The 24,243-nt window shown below is 70.3% G+C and carries 12 protein-coding genes, 1 tRNA gene and 1 pseudogene; 8 read left to right on the plus strand and 6 right to left on the minus strand.

The window, feature by feature from the left end; all coding sequences use genetic code 11:
* Positions 1-73: 73 nt before the first annotated feature.
* The 3 genes and pseudogenes from infB to rimP all read right to left on the minus strand — a co-directional run.
* The gene (infB, locus tag FHT38_RS13585; protein WP_091732955.1) at positions 74-3,031 is read right to left on the minus strand and encodes a translation initiation factor IF-2; all 2,958 of its coding nucleotides are present in this window, start codon (positions 3,029-3,031) and stop codon (positions 74-76) included.
* 80 nt (positions 3,032-3,111) lie between these two features.
* Positions 3,112-4,590 (minus strand): transcription termination factor NusA, encoded by a 1,479-nt coding sequence (gene nusA, locus FHT38_RS13590; protein ID WP_091732952.1) that lies wholly within the window; start codon positions 4,588-4,590, stop codon positions 3,112-3,114.
* 176 nt (positions 4,591-4,766) lie between these two features.
* A pseudogene (rimP, locus tag FHT38_RS13595) lies at positions 4,767-5,282 on the minus strand (ribosome maturation factor RimP); the annotation flags it as partial.
* Positions 5,283-5,487: 205 nt separating this feature from the next.
* Between rimP and fabI the strand changes: the two are divergent.
* Positions 5,488-6,270 (plus strand): enoyl-ACP reductase FabI, encoded by a 783-nt coding sequence (gene fabI, locus FHT38_RS13600; RefSeq protein ID WP_147240888.1) that lies wholly within the window; start codon positions 5,488-5,490, stop codon positions 6,268-6,270.
* Positions 6,271-6,447: 177 nt separating this feature from the next.
* Here the strand turns inward: fabI and FHT38_RS13605 are convergent, their stop codons facing one another.
* On the minus strand, positions 6,448-8,724 hold the full coding sequence (locus tag FHT38_RS13605; protein ID WP_091732944.1) for an arginine/lysine/ornithine decarboxylase: 2,277 nt from the start codon (positions 8,722-8,724) through the stop codon (positions 6,448-6,450).
* A 241-nt stretch (positions 8,725-8,965) separates the two neighbouring features.
* Here FHT38_RS13605 and FHT38_RS13610 point away from each other — a divergent pair, with 241 nt between their 5' ends.
* The 7 genes from FHT38_RS13610 (at position 8,966) to FHT38_RS13640 (ending at position 21,300) form a co-directional block, all read left to right on the plus strand.
* Entirely contained in the window at positions 8,966-9,397 is a 432-nt protein-coding gene (locus FHT38_RS13610) for an NfeD family protein (protein WP_091733833.1), read from the plus strand.
* A 57-nt stretch (positions 9,398-9,454) separates the two neighbouring features.
* A complete protein-coding gene (locus FHT38_RS13615) occupies positions 9,455-10,381 on the plus strand; it encodes an SPFH domain-containing protein (RefSeq protein WP_091732941.1) in 927 nt (308 codons plus the stop codon).
* An 82-nt stretch (positions 10,382-10,463) separates the two neighbouring features.
* A tRNA-Ser gene (locus tag FHT38_RS13620) sits at positions 10,464-10,554 on the plus strand.
* Between the two features lie 90 nt (positions 10,555-10,644).
* Positions 10,645-11,271 (plus strand): LysE family translocator, encoded by a 627-nt coding sequence (locus tag FHT38_RS13625; protein WP_183492087.1) that lies wholly within the window; start codon positions 10,645-10,647, stop codon positions 11,269-11,271.
* Between the two features lie 209 nt (positions 11,272-11,480).
* A complete protein-coding gene (locus FHT38_RS13630; protein WP_141225435.1) occupies positions 11,481-11,693 on the plus strand; it encodes a hypothetical protein in 213 nt (70 codons plus the stop codon).
* Positions 11,690-20,602: a GH36-type glycosyl hydrolase domain-containing protein gene (locus FHT38_RS13635; protein WP_183492088.1), complete on the plus strand. Its 8,913-nt coding sequence runs from the start codon at positions 11,690-11,692 to the stop codon at positions 20,600-20,602. Before FHT38_RS13630 ends, FHT38_RS13635 begins: the two co-directional genes overlap by 4 nt.
* A gap of 251 nt (positions 20,603-20,853) precedes the next feature.
* A complete protein-coding gene (locus FHT38_RS13640) occupies positions 20,854-21,300 on the plus strand; it encodes a DUF1203 domain-containing protein (RefSeq protein ID WP_221213769.1) in 447 nt (148 codons plus the stop codon).
* 9 nt (positions 21,301-21,309) lie between these two features.
* On the opposite strand, the gene FHT38_RS13645 is transcribed toward FHT38_RS13640, so the two are convergent.
* Both FHT38_RS13645 and FHT38_RS13650 read right to left on the minus strand, forming a co-directional pair.
* Complete coding sequence (locus FHT38_RS13645) at positions 21,310-23,097, minus strand: retroviral-like aspartic protease family protein (RefSeq protein ID WP_183492090.1); 1,788 nt, start codon at positions 23,095-23,097, stop codon at positions 21,310-21,312.
* Between the two features lie 157 nt (positions 23,098-23,254).
* The gene (locus FHT38_RS13650) at positions 23,255-24,145 is read right to left on the minus strand and encodes a sialate O-acetylesterase (protein ID WP_183492091.1); all 891 of its coding nucleotides are present in this window, start codon (positions 24,143-24,145) and stop codon (positions 23,255-23,257) included.
* Positions 24,146-24,243: the final 98 nt, after the last annotated feature.

Raw genomic sequence — 24,243 nt, forward strand, 5'->3', positions numbered from 1 at the left:
CTTTCCTCACTCTCTCAAACAACAAAGCCCGGCGGGGGGTGACCCGCCGGGCGTGGAGCGGCGGCAGGCTGGGTTACAGCGTGCGCGCCACTTCCTTGATTTCGAAGACTTCCAGCTGGTCGCCTTCCTTGATGTCGCTGTAGTTCTTCAGCTTGATGCCGCACTCGAAGCCCTCGCGGACTTCCTTGACGTCGTCCTTGAGGCGCTTGAGCGACTCGATCTCGCCGGTGTAGACCACCACGTTGTCGCGCAGCAGGCGGAAGCGCGCGTTGCGCGTCACATGGCCGCTGGTGATCATCGAGCCGGCAATGGTGCCGATCTTGGTCGCCACGAACACGGTGCGGATCTCGGCGGTGCCGATGATCTCCTCGCGCTGCTCCGGAGCCAGCATGCCGGCCATCGCCGCCTTCACCTCATCCACGGCGTCGTAGATGATGTTGTAGTAGCGCAGGTCGACGTCGTTGTGCTCGGCCACCTTGCGCGCGCCGGCATCGGCACGCACGTTGAAGCCGATCACGACGGCCTTGGAGGCGATCGCCAGGTTGATGTCGGACTCGCTGATCGCGCCGACCGCCGCGTGGACGATCTGCACCTTGACCTCGTCGGTCGACAGCTTGAGCAGCGAGGACGCCAGCGCTTCCTGCGAACCCTGCACGTCGGCCTTGATGATCAGCGGCAGCGTCTGCACGTCGCCGGCGGTCATGTCGGCGAACATGTTCTCCAGCTTCGCGGCCTGCTGGCGAGCCAGCTTGACGTCGCGGTACTTGCCGGCGCGGAAGGTCGCGATTTCACGGGCGCGGCGTTCGTCGCTCAGCACCATGAACTCGTCGCCCGCCTGCGGGACTTCCGTCAGGCCCTGGATCTCGACCGGGATCGACGGACCGGCTTCGGTCGCCGGCTTGCCGTCCTCGTCCAGCATGGCGCGCACGCGGCCGTAGGTCGAGCCGGCCAGCACCACGTCGCCGCGCTTGAGCGTGCCGGACTGCACCAGCACCGTCGCGACCGGGCCGCGGCCCTTGTCCAGCTTGGCTTCGATGACCAGGCCCTTGGCCAGCGAGTCCTTCGCGGCCTTGAGTTCCAGCACTTCGGCCTGCAGCAGCACCTGCTCCAGCAGGTCGTCGATGCCCTGGCCGGTCTTGGCCGACACCGGGACGAACGGCGACTCGCCGCCGAATTCTTCGGGCACGACCTCTTCCGCCACCAGCTCGCTCTTGACGCGTTCCGGGTTGGCATCGGGCTTGTCGATCTTGTTCATCGCGACCACGATCGGCACGCCAGCGGCCTTCGCGTGGTGGATGGCTTCCTTGGTCTGGGGCATCACGCCGTCATCGGCGGCCACCACCAGGATGACGATGTCCGTCGCCTTGGCGCCGCGGGCACGCATGGCCGTGAAGGCCTCGTGACCCGGGGTGTCCAGGAAGGTGACCATGCCGCGCGGCGTGTCGACGTGATAGGCGCCGATGTGCTGCGTGATTCCGCCGGCTTCGCCAGCCGCCACGCGGGCGCGGCGGATGCTGTCCAGCAGCGAGGTCTTGCCGTGGTCGACGTGACCCATGACGGTGACCACCGGCGCGCGGGGCAGCAGCTCGTGCTGGCCCTCGGCGGCGGCGCCCTCTTCCTCGAGGAAGGCATCCGGATCGTCCAGCTTGGCGGCGAACGCCTTGTGGCCCATTTCCTCGACCACGATCATGGCCGTTTCCTGGTCCAGCTGCTGGTTGATGGTGACCATCTGGCCCAGCTTCATCAGCTGCTTGATGACCTCGGACGCCTTCACCGACATCTTGTGCGCCAGGTCGGCGACCGAAATGGTCTCGGGGATGTGGACTTCCTGGATGACCGGCTCGTTCGGCGCCTGGAAGTTGGACATCGACGCGCCGCGATCGTCGCGACCGCCACGGCGACCCGCAGGACCGCGGCCCGGCGCGCGCCAGCCGGCGCCGCCCGGACGCGCACCGGCGCCCGCATCGCGGCCGCCCGGCTTGCCCGGCGTGCCGCGCTTCTTGTCATCGGCCCAGCTGGAGGACAGCTTCTCGGACTTGACGGACTTCTTGTCGCCCGGCTTCGCACCGGCGCCCGCGGCAGCGGTCGTGCCGGTGGCGCCCGGGGCACCGCCCGGCTTCTTGTGGATCGTGCCCTTGATGCCGGCCGGCGCGGCCTCGGGCTTGGGCTCTTCCTTCTTCGCGACCAGCACCTTCTTGGGCGCGTTCATCATCGCGCGGATGGCGGCGGCCTCGGCCTCGGCAGCCTTGCGGCGGCGCTCGAGCTCGGCCTGGCGGGCCTTCTCGTCGGCGGCGACATCGGCGGCCTTCACCACGCGCAGCACGGGCTTGGCGGGTTCGACCGGGGCGGGCGCGGCGGCGGCCACCGGGGCCGGCGCGGGAGCGACGGGGGCCGGAGCCGGCGCGGCGGTCTTCGCCGCGGCCTTGTCGGCGGCCTTCTCGGCCTTGGACTTGGCGGCCTCGGCGGCCTTGCGCGCTTCTTCCTCGGCGGCGGCCTTGGCGGCGGCTTCCGCGGCAGCGGCCTCGGCGGCTTCGCGGGCGGCGCGCTCTTCATCGCGGCGCTTTTCCTCGGCTTCACGCGCGGCGCGTTCGGCTTCCTCGCGCTCGCGCATCTTGCGCGCCAGCTCTTCTTCCTGCTGACGCAGCGCCTCGGCCTGCGCCTGCGCTTCTTCCTCGCGGCGCTTCAGTTCGGCTTCCTCGGCGGCAGCGGCGGCGGCGTCATCGACGCCGTCCTCGCGCTTGACGAAGACGCGCTTCTTGCGCACCTCGACCTGGATGGTGCGCGCCTTGCCCGAGGCATCGGCCTGCTTGATCTCGCTGGTCGACTTGCGGGTCAGGGTGATCTTCTTGCGCTCGGCGCCGCCGGTGCCATGCGCGGTGCGCAGATGGTCCAGCAGGCGTTCCTTGTCGCTTTCGTTCAGGGTGTCCTCGGCGGACGCCTTCTTGACGCCCGCAGCTTGGAGCTGCTCCAGCAGGGTGCTCGCAGGCCTGTTCAGCTCTGCGGCCAGCTGGGCGACGGTGGTCACGGCCATTGTTGAAATCCTTAAATCTTGTGTGGTGCGGAGCGGTCTGGTTTCGCTTGAAGTCGCTTCAGAGCGTGGCTGCTCGGGCGTTATGCGTTGAACCAGTGCTCGCGCGCCTTCATGATCAAAGCGCGTGCCGCTGCCTCGTCCAGGGACGAAATCTCGACCAACTCGTCGACGGCCAGGTCGGCCAGGTCGTCACGGGTGTGGATGTCGCCGGCCGCCAGCTTGGCGATCAGCTCCGGGGTCATGCCTTCCAGGTCGCGCAGGTCCTGGGAGACCTCCTCGACCTTCTCCTCGCGGGCGATTTCCATCGTCAGCAGCGCATCCTTGGCGCGGGTGCGCAGCTCGTTGACGGTTTCCTCGTCGAAGGCCTCGATCTCGAGCATTTCCTGCATCGGGACGTAGGCGACTTCTTCCAGCGAGGCGAAGCCTTCGGCGATCAGGATGTCGGCGACTTCCTCGTCCACGTCCAGCTTCTCGACGAACAGCTTGCGCACCACGTCGGATTCCTCGGCCTGCTTGGCGGCGGATTCCTCGGCGGTCATGATGTTGATCTTCCAGCCGGTCAGCTCCGAGGCCAGGCGCACGTTCTGGCCGCCACGGCCGATCGCGATCGCCAGGTTCTCCTCGTCGACGACCACGTCCATCGCGTGGCGCTCTTCATCGACGACGATGGACTGCACGTTGGCCGGCGCCAGCGCGCCGATCACGAACTGCGCCGGATCTTCGGACCAGAGCACGATGTCCACGCGCTCGCCGGCCAGTTCGTTGGTCACGCCGTTGACGCGCGAGCCGCGCACGCCGACGCAGGTGCCGATCGGGTCGACGCGCTTGTCGTGCGAGACCACGGCGATCTTGGCGCGGCTGCCGGCGTCGCGGGCGCAGCTCTTGATCTCCAGCAGGCCCTGCTCGATCTCGGGCACTTCCTGCGCGAAGAGTTCCTTCATGAACTCGCCGGAGGAGCGCGACAGCATGATCTGCGGACCGCGCTGCGTCGGATCGACGCCCAGGATCACCGCGCGGACGCGGTCGCCGGTGCGCAGGTTCTCCTTGGGGATCATTTCATTGCGCTTGAGGCGGCCTTCGACGCGGCCCGACTCGGCGATGATGTCACCCTTGTCCAGGCGCTTGACGGTGCCGACGAAGATGCGCTCGCCACGCGACATGAAGTCGTTGAGCAGTTGCTCGCGCTCGGCATCGCGGATCTTCTGCAGGATGACCTGCTTGGCGGCCTGGGCGCCGATGCGGCCGATGGGCACCGACTCCACGCCTTCCTCGATGTGGTCGTCGACCTCGATGTCGGCGATCTGCTCCTGCGCTTCGAACAGCAGGATCTCGGAATCCGGGTTCTGCAGGCCGGCCTCGTTGGGCACCACGTGCCAGCGGCGGAAGGTCTCGTACTCGCCGGTGTCGCGGTCGATGGCCACACGGATGTCGACCTCGCCGCCATACAACTTCTTGGTGGCCGAAGCCAGCGCCGCCTCAACGGCGCCGAACACCACATCGCGCTCCACGCTCTTCTCGCGCGAGATGGCGTCCACCAGCATCAACAGTTCGCGGTTCATTGATCGAGACCTCCGTCAACCTTGTCATCCGTCTGCCGGGACTTGGCATTGCTCTTCTTCTTCGACGCCTTGGGCTTCGCAGCCACGCCGTCAGCAGATTCGGATCCCTGGGGCGCCAAGCCCGTGTTTTTCTTCGCCGCGGACTTGCCCGCGGCCGCGCCGCCCGCCTTGCCCGGCGTGCGACCCTTGAAATTGATCTCCGGCACCAGCTTGGCCGAGCGCACTTCATCCAGCGCGAAGTCCAGCGCCTGCTCGGTCTTGCCGTCGGAGAAGATCACCCGCCAGTCGGTGCGCTGGGCCAGCGTGGCCGGGTCTTCCTCCGCGGCGACGCCTTCGGCCGCGACCAGCACGCCGCGGTACTTCTTGCGGCCCTGGAAAGCCTCGCGCAGGGTGATTTCCACTTCGTGACCGAGGAACCGGGCGTAGTCGCCGGCATTGTTCAGCGGTCGATCGAGGCCGGGGGTCGACACTTCCAGGCGCGTGTAGTCGATTTCCTCGACTTCCATCACGTAGCGCAACTGGCGCGTGACGCGCTCGCAGTCCTCGACGTTCACCGGCTGTTCCGGCTCCTGGCCGCCGACGAGCGGCTTGTCGATGAACACGCGTAGCAAGCCCCCGGCGCTGCGTTCGCAGCCCACCACCTCGTAACCCAGACCGGTCACGGTTTTTTCAACAACGGCTTGCCAGCTCAAATTCATCGACGACGGTATCTATCCTGTAGGGACACGTAGGGACAGCCAAAAAAAATGGGCTGGATGAATCCGCCCACCGTTCACTTTTTCAGCGAAGCTCGAAGTGTACTATGCAAACAGCATGCCGACAAGGCGGTGACTTCGTTCACGGCCTGGCGTGCGAGAATCCCGGCCTCCCTCGAATCTATGAATACCAGGAGCAGACATGGGATTTCTCGCCGGCAAGCGACTGCTGATCACGGGCGTGCTGTCCAACCGTTCGATTGCCTACGGCATCGCCAAGGCCTGCCACCGCGAAGGGGCTGAGCTGGCCTTCAGCTATGTGGGCGAGCGCTTCAAGGACCGCATCACCGAGTTCGCTGCCGAATTCGGCTCCAGCCTGGTGTTCGATTGCGACGTGGGCGATGACGCCCAGATCGAGCGCCTCTTCGAGGACCTGGGCCAGCACTGGCCGGAATTCGACGGGTTTGTCCACTCGATCGGTTTCGCCCCGCGCGAGGCGATCGCCGGTGAATTCCTGGATGGCATGACCCGCGAGAACTTCCGTATCGCGCACGATATTTCCGCCTACAGCTTCCCGGCGATGGCCAAGGCGGCGCAAAGCCGGCTGCGCCCTGGCGCGGCGCTGCTGACGCTGTCCTACCTGGGCGCCGAGCGTTTCGTGCCGAACTACAACACGATGGGCCTGGCCAAGGCTTCGCTGGAAGCCAGCGTGCGTTATCTGGCGTACGGCCTGGGCGCCAAGGGCATCCGGGTGAACGGCATCTCGGCGGGCCCGATCAAGACGCTGGCCGCTTCCGGCATCAAGGACTTCGGCAAGTTGCTGAAGCAGTTTGCCGACAGCGCCGCCATCAAGCGCAACGTCACGATCGAGGACGTCGGCAACACGGCCGCCTTCCTGCTGTCCGATCTGGCCGCCGGCGTCAGCTCCGAGATCATCTACGTCGACGGCGGCTTCAGCCACGGCGCGATGGCCGGCACGGAGTAACGCCTCTCACGCACCCTCACGCGCCCTCACGCACACCCCGGTCCCCGCCCGCCGATCACCTCGGTGGATCAGGGACGGTGGTGCTTGGGGTTCTGGCGCTTGCCGCCAGGGCCCCATGCTCCAGCGGCCAAGCGCGCCAAACGTGAAAGTAGAAACGGGACCCGAGGGTCCCGTTCTTCATTTCTCGTCAACCACGCAATCCACGTAATACCGAGTCACGCCGTCGTTGCCCTTCTCCGCGACCAGCCCGTGGACATCGGTCGCGAAGCCCGGGAACTTCGCGTTGAAGTCTCTCGTGAACTTCAAATAGTCCACGATCCGCTTGTTGAAGCGCTCACCCGGGATCAGCAGCGGGATGCCGGGGGGATACGGCGTCAGCAGCGCGGTGGTGACGCGGCCTTCCAGCTTGTCGATCTCGACGCGTTCCGTCTTGCGATGCGCGATGTGCGCATACGCATCGGACGGCTTCATCGCGGGCTCCAGGTCGGACAGGTAGACCTCGGTCGTCAGGCGCGCGATGTCGCCGGACGCGTAGGCCTCGTGCACGCTCTGGCACAGGTCGCGCAGTCCCATGCGTTCATAGCGCGGGAAGGCGGCCACGAAGTCCGGCAGGATGCGCCAGATCGGCGCGTTCCGGTCGTAGTCGTCCTTGAACTGCTGCAGCGCGGTCAGCAGCGTGTTCCAGCGGCCCTTGGTGATGCCGATGGTGAACATGATGAAGAACGAGTACAGGCCCGTCTTCTCCACCACCACGCCATGCTCGGCCAGGAACTTGGTGACAATGCTGGCCGGGATGCCGGTCTTGGCGAACTTGCCGCTCATGTCCAGTCCCGGCGTGATCACCGTGGACTTGATCGGATCCAGCATGTTGAAGCCGGCCTCGATCGGACCGAAGCCATGCCACTTCTCGTTGGCCTTGAGCATCCAGTCCGCGGCCTTGCCGATGCCGTCGGCGGCGAGCTTGTCCGGCCCCCAGACCTTGAACCACCAGTCCTTGCCGTAGTCCTTCTCGACCTTGCGCATCGCGCGGCGGAAGTCCAGCGCCTCGAGGATGGATTCTTCCACCAGCGCCGTGCCGCCCGGGGGCTCCATCATCGCGGCCGCGACGTCGCAGCTGGCGATGATCGAGTACTGCGGGCTGGTGGAGGTGTGCATCAGATACGCCTCGTTGAACAGATGCTTGTCCAGCTTCACGTTCTGCGAATCTTGCACCAGCACCTGCGACGCCTGCGAAATGCCTGCCAGCAGCTTGTGCGTCGACTGCGTGGCATAGACCATCGCGGTCTTCGGGCGCGGGCGATGCTTGCCCATCGCGTGGTACGAGCCGTAGAAGTTGTGGAAGGCCGCGTGCGGCAGCCAAGCTTCGTCGAAGTGCAGCGTGTCGATCCAGCCGTCCAGTTTGGACTTGATGGTCTCGGTGTTGTAGAGCACACCGTCATAGGTGCTCTGCGTCAGCGTCATGATCCGCGGCTTGACCTTCTTCGGATCCACGCCCTTGAGCAGCGGATTCTTCGCGATCTTCTTGCGGATGGTCTCGGGCGAGAACTCGCTCTCCGGGATGGGGCCGATGATGCCGTAGTGGTTGCGCGTGGGCGTCATGAAGACCGGCACCGCGCCGGTCATGATGATGCTGTGCAGGATGGACTTGTGGCAGTTGCGGTCCACCACGACCACGTCGCCCGGCGCCACGGTGTGGTGCCACACCATCTTGTTGGAGGTCGAGGTGCCGTTGGTGACGAAGAAGCAGTGGTCCGCATTGAAGATGCGGGCGGCGTTCTTCTCGCTCTCGGCGACCGGGCCGGTGTGGTCCAGCAGTTGGCCGAGTTCCTCGACCGCGTTGCAGACGTCAGCACGCAGCATGTTCTCGCCGAAGAACTGGTGGAACATCTGGCCGACCGGGCTCTTCAGGAAAGCCACGCCGCCGGAGTGCCCCGGGCAGTGCCACGAGTAGGAGCCGTCCTGCGCGTAATCCATCAGCGCCTTGAAGAACGGCGGCGCCAGGCCGTCGAGGTAGCTCTTGGCCTCGCGGATGATGTGACGCGCCACGAACTCGGGCGTGTCCTCGAACATGTGGATGAAGCCGTGCAGCTCGCGCAGCACGTCGTTGGGCAGGTGCTGCGACGTCCGGGTCTCGCCGTAGACGTAGATGGGGATGTCCGCATTCTTGAAGCGGATCTCCTGGATGAACTTGCGCAGGTTCAGGACCGCCGGATCGAGTTCGCCGCCGTCGCCGTTGCCGGAGAACTCCTCGTCGTCGATCGACAGGATGAAGGCGCTGGCGCGGCTCTGCTGCTGCGCGAACTGGCTGAGGTCACCGTAGCTGGTGGCGCCCAGCACCTCGAAGCCTTCCTTCTGAATGGCTTCCGCCAGGGCACGGATGCCCAAACCCGAGGTGTTCTCGGAGCGATAGTCCTCGTCGATGATGACGATGGGAAAGCGGAAACGCGGCGTCATGAGGCCTCCGGATCGGGGCAGGTCAAACAAGAAAGGCGCGAAGTGTAGGGCGTCAGCCGTGTCACGCAAGTGTTGATCCCGGGTTGTCGCAGAAACAGAACGGCCAGGTTGTCAATGGCCGCCAACTGCCGGCTTCAGGCCCCCGAAAGGACGTGAAGCGCCAGGAGGACCGAGGCGTACACTGCCCCGGCACACAAGGACCGGGCGAACCATGGATCGCCCGGACAACGAGGAGGATGGGATGGATTGGAGTGTCGCCACCTGGTGGTGGGTGATCTGCGGCGGACTGGTGGCGGCGGAGCTCGCCAGCGGAACGACCTTCTACTTATTGATGCTGGCCTTGGGCGCGGCGGCCGCGGCGCTGATGGCGCACGTCGGCGGACCGTTCTGGCTGCAGCTGGTGGTGGCCGCCGGTGTGGGCGGCGGCGCGGTGACCTGGTGGCACCTGCGCCTGAGACGCCATCCGCGCGCGCCTGCCGGCGAGAACCCCAATGTGAACCTCGACATCGGCCAGAGCCTGGACGTTGCGCTCTGGCGCGCGGATGGCACCGCCGAGGTCCGCTACCGCGGCGCGGCCTGGCAAGCGCGCTTCGTCGGTGCCGGCGCGCCGCACAGCGGGCGCCATGTGATCCGCGCGGTCGAGGGCAGCTGCCTGCTCGTCGACGCCGCCTGATCGCCCCTTTTCTCTTTCTGTTTCCCGTTCCATATCTCCGGAGGAGGAGTCCCGCTCATGGAAATCGTCGCATTGGTCGTGCTGGTCGTCGCCATCGTCTTCGTCGTGCAGTCGGTGAAGGTCGTCCCGCAACAGAACGCCTGGGTGGTCGAGCGCCTGGGCAAGTACCACGGCACGCTGACGCCCGGCCTGAACATCCTGGTGCCCTTCATCGATCGCCTGGCCTACAAGCATTCGCTCAAGGAGATCCCGCTGGACGTCCCCAGCCAGGTCTGCATCACCAAGGACAACACCCAGCTGACGGTGGACGGCATCCTGTACTTCCAGGTCACCGACCCGATGCGCGCGAGCTACGGCTCCAGCAACTACATCATCGCGATCACGCAGCTGGCGCAGACGACGCTGCGCTCGGTGATCGGCCGCATGGAGCTGGACCGGACCTTCGAGGAGCGCGACGCGATCAACGCCGCCGTCGTGCAGGCGCTGGACGAGGCGGCGCTGAACTGGGGCGTGAAGGTGCTGCGCTACGAGATCAAGGACCTGACGCCGCCGGCGGAGATCCTGCGCTCGATGCAGGCCCAGATCACCGCGGAGCGTGAGAAGCGCGCGCTGATCGCCGCGTCGGAAGGTCGCCGCCAGGAGCAGATCAACATCGCCACCGGCGAGCGCGAGGCGGCGATCGCGCGGTCCGAAGGCGAGAAGCAGGCCGAGATCAACAAGGCGCAGGGCGAGGCCGCGGCCATCACGGCGGTGGCGGAAGCCAGCGCCGACGCCATCCGCAAGATCGCGGCGGCGATCCAGCAGCCGGGCGGCGGCGACGCGGTGCAGCTGAAGGTGGCCGAGAAGGCGGTCGAGGCCTTCTCGCAGCTCGCGCAGAAGAACAACACGATGATCGTGCCGGCCAACATGAGCGAGGTCTCCGGCCTGATCGGCACCGCGATGGCGCTGATCAAGAGCGACAAGGTGATCCAACCGGGCCGCTGAGCGCCCTGCCCGCCTCGCTGTCATCGCGGGGACCGACAACTTTGCTTCGGACCCCAAAATCTGCGCTATGATCGCGGGCTTCGGAGAGATGGATGAGTGGTTTAAGTCGCACGCCTGGAAAGCGTGTGTAGGTTAATCGCCTACCGAGGGTTCGAATCCCTCTCTCTCCGCCAGACACGGACACGGGCCCTGAGCAATCAGGGCCCGTTTTCATTGGGCCGTCGAAGTTGGGGAGTCGAAGGCTGCGCCTATCATCCGCCCCCATGCTGACCTTCGAACAACTCTTCGGTTTCCTGCTGGCCGCGATGCTGATCACGGCGTCCCCCGGCCCGGACAACCTGATGGTGCTGGGCATGGGCATCTCGAAGGGACGCCGGCACGGCATGGCCTTCGGCCTGGGCTGCGCGCTGGGCTGCCTGAGTCACACCGTGCTCGCGGCGATCGGCGTCAGCGCGCTGATCGCCGCCTCGCCGATGGCGTTCACCGCGCTGAAGGTCTGCGGCGGCCTCTACCTGATCTGGCTGGGCATCAAGGCGCTGCGCAGCCGCGGCGGCGCCAGCGTCGGCGACGCCTCCCAGGTCGAGGACTCGCTCGCCCGCCTGTTCTTCAAGGGCGTCTTCGCCAACGCGATCAACCCCAAGGTCGTGCTCTTCTTCCTCTCCTTCCTGCCGCAGTTCGTCGTGCCGTCGCAGGGCCATGTGGCCGCCCAGACGGCCTTGCTCGGCGTCACCTTCACCCTGCAGGCTGCCCTCCTGTTCGGGCTGCTGGGCTATTTCGCCGGCGCGATCGGCCAATGGCTGCAGCGCAAGCCGCGCGCGGGGCTGTGGCTGGACCGCGTCGCCGGCGCGGTCTTCGTCGCGCTGGGCTTGCGCCTGATCGTGTCGCGCTGAGCCCGGCATTTCCTGTCGGCACGCGGCTTGCCCGCGCGCCGGTCGTCCGCATCGAGCACCGCTTCGATCGGCCCGTTCCGCCGCACTGCCGGCCTCATTGAGGCGGCCGGGGTCTCCTCGCCCATTTACTTGCCTGCGCAGGCATGGGGTTTGCCAAGTTGAAACGTCCGGTTGCAGACCGGATCAACCACTTGCAGGGAGACCCCGTCATGAACAGCCCCGCTGGCCCGCTCAGCCCGATCGCCCCGCTTCTCCAGGACCCGGCGCTCCAGCGCCACCTCGTCCAGTGCGCGAAGGCGCGCGGCCGATGGTTCGGGCTGGCGCTGCTGGCCGAGCGCGTCCAGGGCGTGGTCCTGCCCCGCTTGGCCACCACCGCGGCCCTGAGCGCCGTCACCCTGGGTCTGTTCGCCCATTGGCTATGAACGCCGGCCGCAGCGCGGACGCCGCCGCCCGATCGACGGACGCCGCGCCGGAGCCCTCCCCCGATGACGACCGGCGCACCTCCCCCGATCCCACGCCGGATCCCCCGGAAATTGCGGAAGAACTTGCGCTGCTGAATCCGGCGCTGGGCCCCATCGAGCCCCCGGTGCGGGCGGTGCTGTTCGGACAGGCGCGCTTCGAGCAGCACGGCCGCAGCCTCGCGCAGGCGCAGGCGATCCAGGGCACCGCGGGCGCCGGGCAGTTCTTTCCGCGGCTCGACGACAACGTCGCGATGCTGCAGCAGACACGGCGGCTGCTCGAGAAGCGCCATCGCGACTTCCGCCATCTCGGCGCCGCCGGGAAGTGGCTGCTGGACAACGCCGCGCTGATCGACGAGCAGACGCACCAGGTCCGCCGCGGCCTGCCGCGCAACTTCTTCCGCCTGCTGCCGCGGCTGCGCGACGAACCGCTCGCCGGCCTGCCCCGCATCTACGGCGTGGCCTGGGCCTGGGTCGCGCACACCGACGGCGGCTTCGACACCGGGCTGCTGGCCGCCTACCTGCGCGCCTACCAGGAGGAAAGCCCGCTGTCCCTCGCCGAGCTGTGGGCGCTGCCGACGACGCTGCGGGTGGTGCTGGTCGAGAACCTGCGCCGGCTGGCCGAGCGCTTCGCGACGCTGCAGGCGGCCCGCGACGTGGTGCACCACTGGTACGACGGCCACCCGGCGGCGTCCGGCATCGAGGCGATCACGGCCCTGGAGCCGCGCATGGCAGAGCGCGGCGTCGCCGAGGCCTTCTGGCTGCAGCTCGACCACCGCCTGGAGGAACTGCCCCAGCCGCTGATGGGCGAGCTGGCCGCCTGGCTGAGCACCCGGCTGCCCGCGCCGGCGCAGGCGCTGGCGCGGCAGCAGGACGAGTCGATCAAGGACCTGCAGAGCATCCGCAACGCGATCACCGCGCTGCGGCGCATCGACCAGACCCACTGGCGACAGTTGATCCAGTCGGTCAGCCCGGTGATGCGGACGCTGGGCGAGTCGCCGGTCTTCGCGGCCGAGGCGCCGGACACCCAGGACCTGACGCTGCACGAGATCGAGCGCCTGGCCCGCAAGTCCGGTCGCCCGGAACTCGAGGTCGCGCGCCAGCTGCTGGCGCTGACGCAGAACGCCGGTCCGCCGCAGGACGGCGACCCCGACCGGCGCAGCGCGCCGATCTACTGGTGGCGCGGGGCCGGACGTCCGACGCTGCTCGCGGCGCTGGGCCTGCACGAGCACGCCTGGCCGCCCCACGACACCGCCCCGGGCCAGCGCTGGGCGGCGGTGGCCTACCTGGCCGGCCTGGCGCTGCTGGGCCTGCTGGGGCTCTCCTGGCTGATGAACCAGGCGCGGCCCGATGCCCCGCCCTGGCTGCTGGTGCTGACCGCGCTGCTGGCCGCCGGGCCGATCGGCGAGGCCGTGGTCGCGCTCACCAATCGCTGGATCAGCGAGCTGGCCCGGCCGGCGCGCTTGCCCCGCCTGGATTTTTCCCAGGGTCTGCCCGACGCCGAACGCACGCTGGTCGTCATGCCGGTGCTGTTGACGCGCGAGGAGGCCGTCGCCCCGCTGGTCGCCCAGCTGGAGCAGCACCACCTGGCCAACCCCGAACGGCTGGTGCAGTTCGCGCTGCTCAGCGACCTCGCCGATGCCTACGAGGAACACCATCCCGGCGACACGATGATCGTGGTCACCGCGGCCGACGCCATCGCCGCCCTCAACGAGCGTCACGGCCCGCTGGCCGATGGTCGTCCGCGCTTCCTGCTGCTGCATCGGGCGCGCGAATGGTCCTCGACCGAGCGCCGCTGGATCGGCTGGGAGCGCAAGCGCGGCAAGCTCGAACGCCTGCTGCGGCTGCTGGCCGCGCCGGCGGGCGCGTCGCCGTTCGCCGACTTCGGCGCGATGTCGCAGCCCGCGCCCGGCGTGCGCCACCTGATCACGCTGGACGCCGACACCGACATGCCGCCGGGCCGGCTGCGCGCGCTGGTCGGCACCGCCGCGCATCCGATGAACCGGCCGCGGGTGGACGCGGTCACCCGCCGCGTCGTCGAGGGCTACGCGATCCTGCAGCCGCGGGTGCTCGCGCCCATGCCCGACGACGCCGCCAGCACGCCCTATCACCGGCTCTTCGTCGGCCAGTTCGGCATCGATCCCTACAGCGCGGTCAGCTCGGAGATCTTCCAGGACCTGTTCGGCGAAGGCAGCTTCACCGGCAAGGGCCTGCTGGACGTGCGCGCCTGCCACGCGGTGCTGGACGCGCGCCTGCCCGAGGGCCAGGTGCTGAGCCACGACCTGCTGGAGGGCAGCATCGCGCGCTGCGCCGGCGTGTCCGACATCACGCTGGTCGAGGACTCGCCGATGCATGCCGACGTGGCCCACGCCCGGCTGCATCGCTGGACGCGCGGCGACTGGCAGCTGCTGCCCTTCATCGCTGGGGCGCGGCGCTACGGCATCGCGCCCATCAACCGCTGGAAGCTGATCGACAACCTGCGGCGCTCGCTGGTCGCGCCGATGGCGCTGGGCCTGATGCTGCTGGTGCTGGGCACCGCGGTCCTGCCGCTGGGGCTGACGCTGGTCGTCGTGGCGGGCGCCTTCGCCATCGGGCCGCTGGTGGGCGCGCTGGCCGGACTGGTGCCCAGCCGGGACGGCCTGGCGCGCCGCCACTTCTACCGCGAGACCGGCCACGACCTGCGGCGCGCCCTGGGCCTGGCCGCCTGGCAGCTCGCGCTGCTGCTGCACCTGTCGCTGCTCTACCTGGACGCGATCGGGCGGGCGCTGTGGCGGCAGACGGTGTCGCGACGCCGACTGCTCGAATGGACCACGGCCGCCGCCGCCCAGGCCGCCGCGCGGCGGGAACTGCCGGCGCTGGTCGCGCAGCATCTGCGCGTGCCGGTCGCGGCGGCGGTGCTGGGCGGGCTGCTGGCGGTCGCGGCCTTGTCCGGCGCGCCTGTGAACGGCGCGGCGGCCGTCGTGCTGCTGGCGCTCTGGGCGCTGTCGCCGCTGTGGATCTGGTGGGCGAGCGCGCCGCGCGCGCCGCTGCTGCGCCGCGAGGCCGCGCTCGATCCGCAGGGGCGCGATTACCTCTGGGGCCTGGCGCGCGACACCTGGCGCTTCTACGACACCCATGTCGGCGCCGACGACAACCACCTCCCGCCCGACAACGTGCAGCTGACGCCGCACCTGCTGGTGGCGCATCGCACCTCGCCGACCAACATCGGCCTGTACCTGCTGGCCGTGGCCTGCGCGCGCGAGCTGGGCTTCATCGGGCTGGTCACGATGACCCGGCGCCTGTCCGCGACGCTGGACACGCTCGAGCGCCTGCCGCGCTGGCAGGGCCATTTCTACAACTGGTACGACACCCAATCGCTGGTCGTGCTGGCGCCGGGCTATGTGTCGGCGGTGGACAGCGGCAACTGCTCGGCCCACCTGCTGACCGTGGCGCGCGCCTGCGAGCTGGCCGCGGAGATGACACCCGACCAACTGGCCGCCGCGCCGCGGCAGGCGCTGGACCGGACGCTGCATCGCCTGCGGATCCTGCAGCCGCCGCTGGCCAGCGACCCGGCGCTGCAGGCCGGCGCCGCGCTGGTCGCGGCGTTGCTGGCGGCGGAGAACCTCGCCGCCTCGGCCGAGGAGCAGCAAGCCGTGCTGCCGGGCCAGGTGGCCGCGGCGCAGGCGGAGCTCGATGCCCTGGCCGCCCTGGCCCCGGCCGATGCGTCCGTCGACGACACGCCGCCGGCCCAGCAGCTGCTGCGCGACCTGATCGCCCAGTTGAGGTCCTGGTGGCAGGACCAGGGCGCGCCGCTGGCCGAAGCCCGCCTGGCGCTGCGCGCGCTCGCGGGCCGGGCGCGCCGCCTCGGGCTGGAAGCGGACTACCGCCCGCTCTTCGATCCCGAGCGTCGCCTGCTGCGCATCGGCTGGCGCGGCGACGCCCAGCAGCTCGACGACAACCATTACGACCTGCTCGCCAGCGAGGCCCGCCTCACCAGTCTGGTCGCGATCGCCAAGGGCGACCTGCCGCCGGAACACTGGCAGGCGCTCGGGCGGCCCTTCTTCGCGCGCGATGGCGCCGGCGACTCGCTCGGGCTGAAGTCGTGGTCGGGCTCGATGTTCGAGTACCTGATGCCGTCGCTGGTGCTGCGCGAGCCCGCGGCCAGCGCGCTGGGCCGGGCCGTGCGCACGGCGGTGAAGGAGCAGCGCCTGGAGGCCCGCGGCAAGGGCACGCCGTGGGGCATCTCGGAATCGGCGATCGCCGGCCAGGACCACACGCTGGCCTACCAGTACGGCCCACAGGGCGTGCAGACCCTGGCGCTGGCGCGGCTGGCCGTCGACGAACGGGTGCTCGCGCCCTATGCGGCGGTGATGGCGGCGGTGGTGGCGCCGGTGCGCGTGGTGTCCAACCTGCAGGCCTTCGAGCGCCTGGGCGCGCGCGGCGCCTTCGGCTTCATCGAGGCGGTGGACTACACGCCGCAGCGCCAGACCGCCGGGGCCGGCTTCACGCTGGTGCGGACCTACATGGCGCATCACCAGGCGATGGGCTTCGTCGCGCTGACCGCCCTGCTGGCCGACGACGCGCCGCGGCGCTGGCTGATGAGCGACCCGCACGTCAAGGCGGTGGCGACGCTGCTGCATGAGCGCGCGCCGCGCGAGGTCGCGCCGCTGCAGGCGCCGCCGGCCGACCTGCTGCCGCGCAAGCGCGCGGTCCGCAAGGCGCGCATGGTGCGCGAGAGCGAGCCGCTGGCCGAGACCCTGCCGCTGACCCACATGCTGACCAACGGTCGCTACTCGGTGGTGCTGCGCAGCCACGGCGGCGGCTACAGCAACTGGGACGGCGTGGCGATCACCCGCTGGCGCGACGACCTGCTGCGCGACCAGCACGGCAGCTTCACCATGCTGCGCCGCGCCGGCGAGGCCGACTGGTTCAGCAACACCGCTCGCCCCGCGCCCGATCCCCGCGCGCGCTACGCGGCGCGCATGCAGGCCGAGCGCGCGCTGTTCGAGGCGACCTGGCCGGACCTGCACAGCTGCACCACGGTGTGGGTCAGCCCGGAGGACGATTGCGAATTGCGTCAGGTCGAGCTGACCAACCGCGGCGATCAGCCGCTGGCGCTGGACCTGGTGTCCTGCTTCGAGGCCACGCTGGCGCCGCAGCGCGGCGACGAGGCGCACCCGGCCTTCTCCAACCTCTTCATCCAGGCCCGCTGGGACGAGGCGCAGCACGCGCTGCATTTGCGTCGACGTCCGCGGCTCTTCGACGAAGCCGCGATGCGCGCGGTCTTCTTCCTGGCTGGCGTGGATGCCGGCGCGGGCTGCGCCAAACCGGCCCGTCCCGCCGGCGGCGCCCCGGGCGCCGAGGACTGCCGGCCAGAAGGCCACGTGGTCCGCGAGGTCCTGCCCATCGCCGATCGCGCGCGCTGGCTGGGCCGCTACGGCAGTTCGACGCGGCCGGTCGGCGACGCGCGCCCGCGCTTCGTCGACGACGAGGCCGACATGAGCGCCGACATGAGCGCCGACGGCGAGCCCGGGCGGCTGCTGGACACCGGCCTGGATCCGGTCGCCGGGCTGCGGGTCGGCCTGGACCTGGCCCCCGGCGCGACGGTGCGGCTGACCTTCTGCACCGCGGCCGCGCGCGACGCCGACCTGCTGGCGGCGCTGGTCGACAAGTACCGGCAGCCGGCGCACGTCGAGCGCTCCGCGTCGATGTCGCACACGATGGGCGGCATCCGCCTGCGCGAACTCCAGTTCGACACCACCACCTGGGGCGCGCTGCTGCAGCTCAACACGCTGGTCACGGGCCAGGCGGTGCGCGAGCCCGCCCATGTCCGCGAGCCGCGCGGCCGCTGCGACCGCCGCGCGCTGTGGCGCTTCGGCATCTCGGGCGACCGGCCCATCCTGATGGTCACCGTCAGCGGCGAGGAAGGCATCGACCTGATCCGCGCCCTGAAGAAGGCGCTGCGGATGTGGACCACCCACGCGATCGGCGTGGACCTGGTGGTGCTCAACGAGGAGCCGCCGTCCTACCTCGCCCCGGTGCAGCAGGCGCTGCAGGCGCTGCAATCGCGGCTGCAGGGCCAGGCGCAGGGACGGCCGGCGCACCTGTGCTCGGCGCTGCATGTGCTGCGCGACAGCGACCTGCAACCCGACGAGCGCTTCACGCTGCAGACGCTGACCCGCATCCGGCTGCAGGCCGACGGCCGCGGCCTGGCGCAGCAGGTCGAGCGCTGGATCGAGGACACCGCGCCCAGCAACGAGGCCGCGCGGCTGCCGGTGGCCCATGCGCTGGTCGAGCGCCCGCTGCCGGAAGCCGTGCCGCGGCCACCCGAAGGCCGCTTCGATCCGGACCATGGCGGCTTCGCCTTCGAGGTCTCGCCGGACCGGCATCCGTCGCGACCCTGGGTCAATGTGCTGGCGAACCGCGACTTCGGCTGCCAGGTCACCGAACTGGGCGCCGGCTACACCTGGGCCGGCAACAGCCGCATGCACCAGGTCACGCCCTGGTCCAACGACCCGCTGCTGGATCCGCCCGGCGAGTGGCTGCTGCTGCACGACCTGGACAACGACCGCGTCTGGCCGCTGGGCCGCCAGCTGCGCCACGACGCGCCGCTGGCGATCGAGCATGGCATCGGCTATTCACGCAGCCGCCAGCAGCTGGGCGACCTGAGCGTCGAGCTCTGCTGGTGCGTCGATCCCGAGGCGGCGGTGAAGCAGGTGCAGGTGCGCCTGGGTGTCGTGGGGCGCAGCGGGGGCGGACCGCGGCGACTGCGGCTCGTGGCCCTGGCCGAATGGCAACTGGGCAGCGCGCGCGGCGAACGCCTGTCCGTGGCGACGCGCAGCGACTGGCTGACCGTGGGCGAGCTCGGCGCCGGGCTGCCGCAACCCGAGCGCGCGTTGACGCTGCAGGCAACGCAGCTGGACCACCTGGGCGGCTTCGGCGACGCGACGGCCGCGCTGTGCATCCGGCCCCGCCAGCGGGGCGACGGACGAGGTGAGGATCCACGTGGCGACGAGCTCGACGCGGCGCGCAGGACCGGCGCCTCCGCCGGACCGGCGCGCGTGCGTCTCGACGCGCAGGACTGGACCTGCGACCGACGCGAGTTCTTCGACAGCGCGGGCCGCATGGTCCTGCCCAAGGCGCTGTCCCGGCGCTGCGGTGGCGGGCTCGACGCCTGCGCGGCATTGGCGGCGCGGATCGAGCTCGAGGCCTCGCAGCCGGCCGAGCTCACCGTGCTGCTGGGCCACGGCCCCTCCCCCGAGGCGACGCAGGCGCTGATGGCGGCCGCGTGGGCGCTCGATCCGGCGGAGCGGCTGGCGCGGCAGCGGCGGCAGTGGCCGGCGCTGCTGGGCGGCCTGCAGGTATCGACGCCGGACCCGCGCTTCGACGCGCTGACGAACCACTGGCTCCCGTACCAGACGCTGGTGTGCCGGATGTGGGCCCGCGCCGGCTTCTACCAGGCCGGTGGCGCCTTCGGTTACCGCGACCAGCTGCAGGACGCGATGGCGCTGACCGACGTCGCGCCGCAGCTGCTGGCCGACCAGATCCGGCGCAGCGCCGCGCGACAGTTCCCGGAGGGCGACGTGCAGCACTGGTGGCATGAGCCCGGCGGCGCCGGCGTGCGCACGCATTTCTCCGACGACCGGCTCTGGCTGCCCTATGCGCTGGCGCATTACCTGGCGCGCACCGGCGACCTGACGCTGCTCGACGACACGGTGCCCTTCCTCGTCGGCCAGCCGGTGCCCGAGGGCGCCGAGGACATCTACGAGAGCCCACGCACCGACGGGCCGATGGCCTCGGTCTACGAGCATGCGGCGCGTGCGATCGACCGCAGCCTGGACAGCGGGCCCCACGGGCTGCCGCTGTTCGGCACCGGCGACTGGAACGACGGGATGAACCGCGTCGGCCATGAGGGCCGCGGCGAATCGGTCTGGATGGCCTGGTTCCTGGCGCAGGTGATCGAGGACTTCGCACCGATCGCGACCGCGCGCGGCGAGCAGGAGCGCGCCGCGCGCTGGAAGGCGGCGCGCGACGGCTGGGTGGCGGCGCTCGACGGGCCCGGTTGGGACGGCCGCTGGTACCGGCGCGGCTTCTTCGACGATGGCTCGCCGCTGGGCTCGGCCGAGAACGCCGAGTGCAGGATCGACCTGATCGCGCAGAGCTGGGCGGTGCTGACCGCGGCGGCCGATCCGGCGCATGCGCGGCAGGCGATGGCCAGCGCCTGCGCGCAGCTGCTCGACCCGGTGGCGAAGCTGGCGCGGCTGCTGCATCCGCCGCTGGCGCGGGCGCAGCCGAGCGCCGGCTACATCCAGTCCTACTCGCCTGGCGTGCGCGAGAACGGCGGCCAGTACAACCACGCGGCGGTCTGGGCGCTGATGGCGTTGGCGCGGCTGGGACAGCGCGACACGATGTGGCAGGTCTACACCGGGCTCAGCCCCGCGCACCGCTGGGCCGATCCGCGGCTGGGACCGATCTACGCGATCGAGCCCTACGTGATGGCCGGCGACATCTACTCGCAGCCGCCCTGGGTCGGGCGCGGCGGGTGGAGCTGGTACAGCGGCTCGGCGGGCTGGCTGCTGCGGGCCTCGCTGGAGTCGATCTGCGGCGTCGTCATCGAGCAGGGCCGACTGCGGGTGCGAGCCTGCCTGCCGGTGCACTGGGACCAGGTCGAGGTGCGCATCCGTCACCAGGACCGCTGGCTGCGGGTGATCGTCTGCGCCAACGAGACCGCCTGCCGCGCCGCGCTCACCCGCGAGGCTGGCGCGCGCCGGGAACACGCGGGCGAGTCGATCGACCTGGCGACCCTGTCGCCGGAGCAGGCGCTGGTGGTGGTCAGCGTGCCGGAGACGGTCCCGCTGCCCGAGTCGGCCGGGCAGGATGCGACCGCGCGATGAGGGCGCGATGTGGGCGCCATGAGGGCTCGATGAGCGCCCTATAAGCGCTCGATAAGCGCTCGATAAGCGCTCGATGAGCACTCGGCCGCGGTCGATGCCGGCTGGCATCGGCGGCAATTCCATGTCCGGAAACGGCGCGACCGCCGGGGCGCCCGTGCCTATCGTGGGCGCCTCAACCACTCCGACGGCCTACGCGCCGCGCTCACATGGACTTCCGCATCCTGGGTCTCGACCCTGCCCCATTCCGCCCGATGTTCACGATGACCGACGAGCACCTGCGTGAGCTCGGCGCGCTGCGCGTGCGCATCGACAGCCCGCGCTCCGCGCCGGACCGCATCACGCTCGACGACGCCGCACCGGGCGAGACGGTGCTGCTGCTCAACCACGTCTACCTGGAGGTCGACTCGCCGTACCGCGGCACGCATGCGATCTACGTGCGCGAGAACGGCGGCGAGCGCTTCGACCGCGTCAACGAGGTGCCGAGCGCCTTGCGCGGCCGCATGCTCTCGGTCCGCGCCTTCGACGCCGCCGGGATGATGGTCGACGCCGACCTCGTCGAGGGCGACCAGATCGAGGCGCTCATCGAACGGCTCTTCGCGCCTCCGTCGGTGACCTACCTGCAGGTGCACTTCGCCAGGCGCGGCTGCTATGCGGCGCGCGTGGAGCGCGCCACCGGGTCGTCGATGACGAGGTCCTGAGCCGGCGCGTCACTCCGGGCGCTTGAGCGCGACAGCCAGCGCTTCGAACCCGGCCTTGCGCACGCGCTCGTCGATCGCCGGCGCGATCCGGCGCGCGGCTTCGAAGTCCTGGCGGGCCTTGTCCGGCTCGTTGAGCCGGGTCAGCGCCACGCCGCGCCCATAGTGCGCCCAGGCCAGCGGCTTGAGCGCGATCGCACGATCAAAGGCCTTGCGCGCGGCCGCGGCCTCGCCCTGGCGCAGCCGCGCCCAGCCGAGGAAGGAGTGATAGGTCGCCTCCTGGTCATCCAGGTCCACCGCCTCCTTGCAGTCGTCGACCGCCTGCTCGATCTCCAGGTTCATCCGCGTGCGCATCCAGCAGCGCTCGCCATGCATCGAGGCCAGCTGCAGGTCGCGCGGGTGGGTCCGGATCCACAGATCGAACTGCTTGAGCGCCTGCGGCGCCTCGTCGCGCCGGGCATGCATCTGCGCCATCGCCGCCCGCAGGTTCGCGCCCGGCGGCAGCGCCGCGTCCAGCGTCGCCAGGTCCTCGGCGGCGCCAGCGCGGTCGCCAGCGGCCGCGCGCAACTGGGCGCGGTGCAGTCGCGCCTCCGTCATCGCCGGGTCCAGCCGCAGCGCCTCGTCCAGGTCGGCCAGCGCCTCCTTGGGCTGCCGGAGCGCCTGTCTCACCCGCGAGCGCGACTCGTGATGCAGCGCCACCGTCGGCGCCAGGGCGATCGCGCGGTCCAGGTCCTCCAGCGCCCGCGCGGGATCGCCGGCCACCAGCGCGGCGTTGCCGCGGCGCGCGAAGCCGTCCGCATCGTCCGCCGCGATCGCCTCCGCCTTGGCCGCGTAACGCTGGTCGTAGTCGCCGGCCTTCGCCGCGTCCTTGGCGAAGACCGGCCCGCCGTTCCAGGTCGCGTAGACCTTGCCCTGCAGCCGCGACACGTAGACGCGGTGGGACAGGAAATAGTCGAGTCCGAGCAGCATGCCGTACTCGTTGTCGCTGGCGTCGGTCACCCGCATCTGGTTGTTGCTCACCTTCTCGCCGCCGAGCTCGAAGCGGTCGACGCGCGCCGTCCATTCGCGCGCGAACTCTGCGCCCGCCCCGCCGCTGCGGCCCGCCGGTTTCAAGTCGGCCTCGGCGATGCCGGCCTTGCGCGCCGCGCCGATCATCAGCGCGGTCGACGGTGCGCCGGTGTCCATCAGCGCCCGCACCTTCTCGCCGTTGATCAGCACCGGCACGCGCACCGCGCGGTCGTTGCGTGCGTACGAGATCAAGGGCGCCTCGATCACCGGCGCGTCGCCGGCCCAGTAGGCCAGCGAGGTCTTCTCGCAATCGCCCTTGGGGAACACCAGCCGCACCACGCCATGGGCCAGGTCGTACTCGGTGTCCGCCACCGACAGGAAGTTGCGGCCCAGCACGCCCATGATCCCGGCGTTGATCTCGTTGCCGCCGACCAGGAACTCCACGCCCTTGAGCTCCGCCTGCTCCAGCACGACGCTCTGGACCGTCGTGATCTTCAGCGCCTGCACCGCGCCGGTGATGCCGTAAACGCGCAGGCCGTCGGGCGCCGGCTTCAGCCTCAGGTTGAGCTGCCGGGCGCTGGCTTCGCTGAGGAAACTGAAGAACGCGCCGCTGTCCACCAGCAACGGCACCGGCACCCCATTGAGCTTGACCGTGGCCACCGGTCGCGATTCAACCAGCCGCACCGGGATGGTCATCATCTCGATCTGGCATTTTTCCGGCGCGGCGGCGGCGGTGCCCAGGACCAGCGCCAGCAACGGCGCCAGCAGCGGCGCGACATGACGAGCGTTCAATCGTTCCTCCCCAGGGAAGTTTCCGCGGGCGGTCGACCGCCCGTCGAAGGCGCGACGATACGCGCAATCCGGGCACCGCCGCGCCCCTCCGAGGGGGGATCGTCGTCGAGGAGAACCGCCGTCGTGAAGCGGGCTTCAGGCCGTCGTCATCGACCCGTCAAGGCGCGGCCCGGGCGGCCGGCGCCAGCACCTCGGCCCACATCGCCGCCGCGCGCGCCGCGCCGTCGACGGTGAAGTGACAGCCGTTGCGCAGCGACGGGCCCAGCGTGTCGGTGTCCGGGCCTGCGCGGAAACCGCTGCCGGGGATCGCGAGCAGTTCCCGCACCGCCTCGCGCACCTGGCCACCGTCCTGCGGCGGGCAGTAGGTCGAGCGCGCGATCCACCACGGCGCGTCCACGCCGCGCGCGGCCACGCCGGCGCGCAGCGCCGCGAGCGCGTCACGGTAGTCGGCCATCGCTGTGCGCGCGCGCGCATCGGCCTCGCCCTGCTGCCACAGCACCGCGGCCACCGGCCAGCGCGTGCCCTTGATCCGGTCCATCTGCGTCTGCCAGTAGGCGCGCAGCGCGCTGTCCGGGGCGGTCCACTCGGCGATCGAGCTGCCCTCCACCGCCACCACCGCCCACACGATGGGCCGCCCCTGCCAGCGCCCGCCCAGCGCCTGGTGCACCGCCGGCCAGAGGCTGCCGCCGGTGCCGGTGCCGCCGGGCACCGGCGCGGTGGACATGCCGCAGCCGCCCAGGTGCAGCACCGGCATCGGCGGCACCGGGGCGGCCGCAGGCGGGATCGGGTCGGCGTGGTTGGCCGCGTTCGACTGGCCCATCACCACGATCACCACCGGCTGCTCGCCCTTGAACACCGCGCCGCAGTCGGGCGCCGTCACCGGCATGTCGTGGATCGTCGCCAGCCGCCGCGCCAGGTCGTCGGCGGGCGTCGCGCCCTTGGACTGCCGCAGCATCGCCACCCCCGCGGCGATCATGCCGGCGCAGGACAGCAGCGCCACCGCGCCGATGGCCAGCGGGATCAGGGAGTTCTTCCGTTCTTCGGTCATCGGGATCCGGCGCGCGCCGCGCTTCGCGTCTTGAGGAAACATCGGCGCGTCCACGCGCCGGCGAGCGCGCATTGTCCTCGTACCGGCGCGGACCCGGC

Source organism: Mitsuaria sp. BK041, from assembly GCF_014193085.1.
In the GTDB taxonomy this organism is placed as follows: domain Bacteria; phylum Pseudomonadota; class Gammaproteobacteria; order Burkholderiales; family Burkholderiaceae_C; genus Roseateles.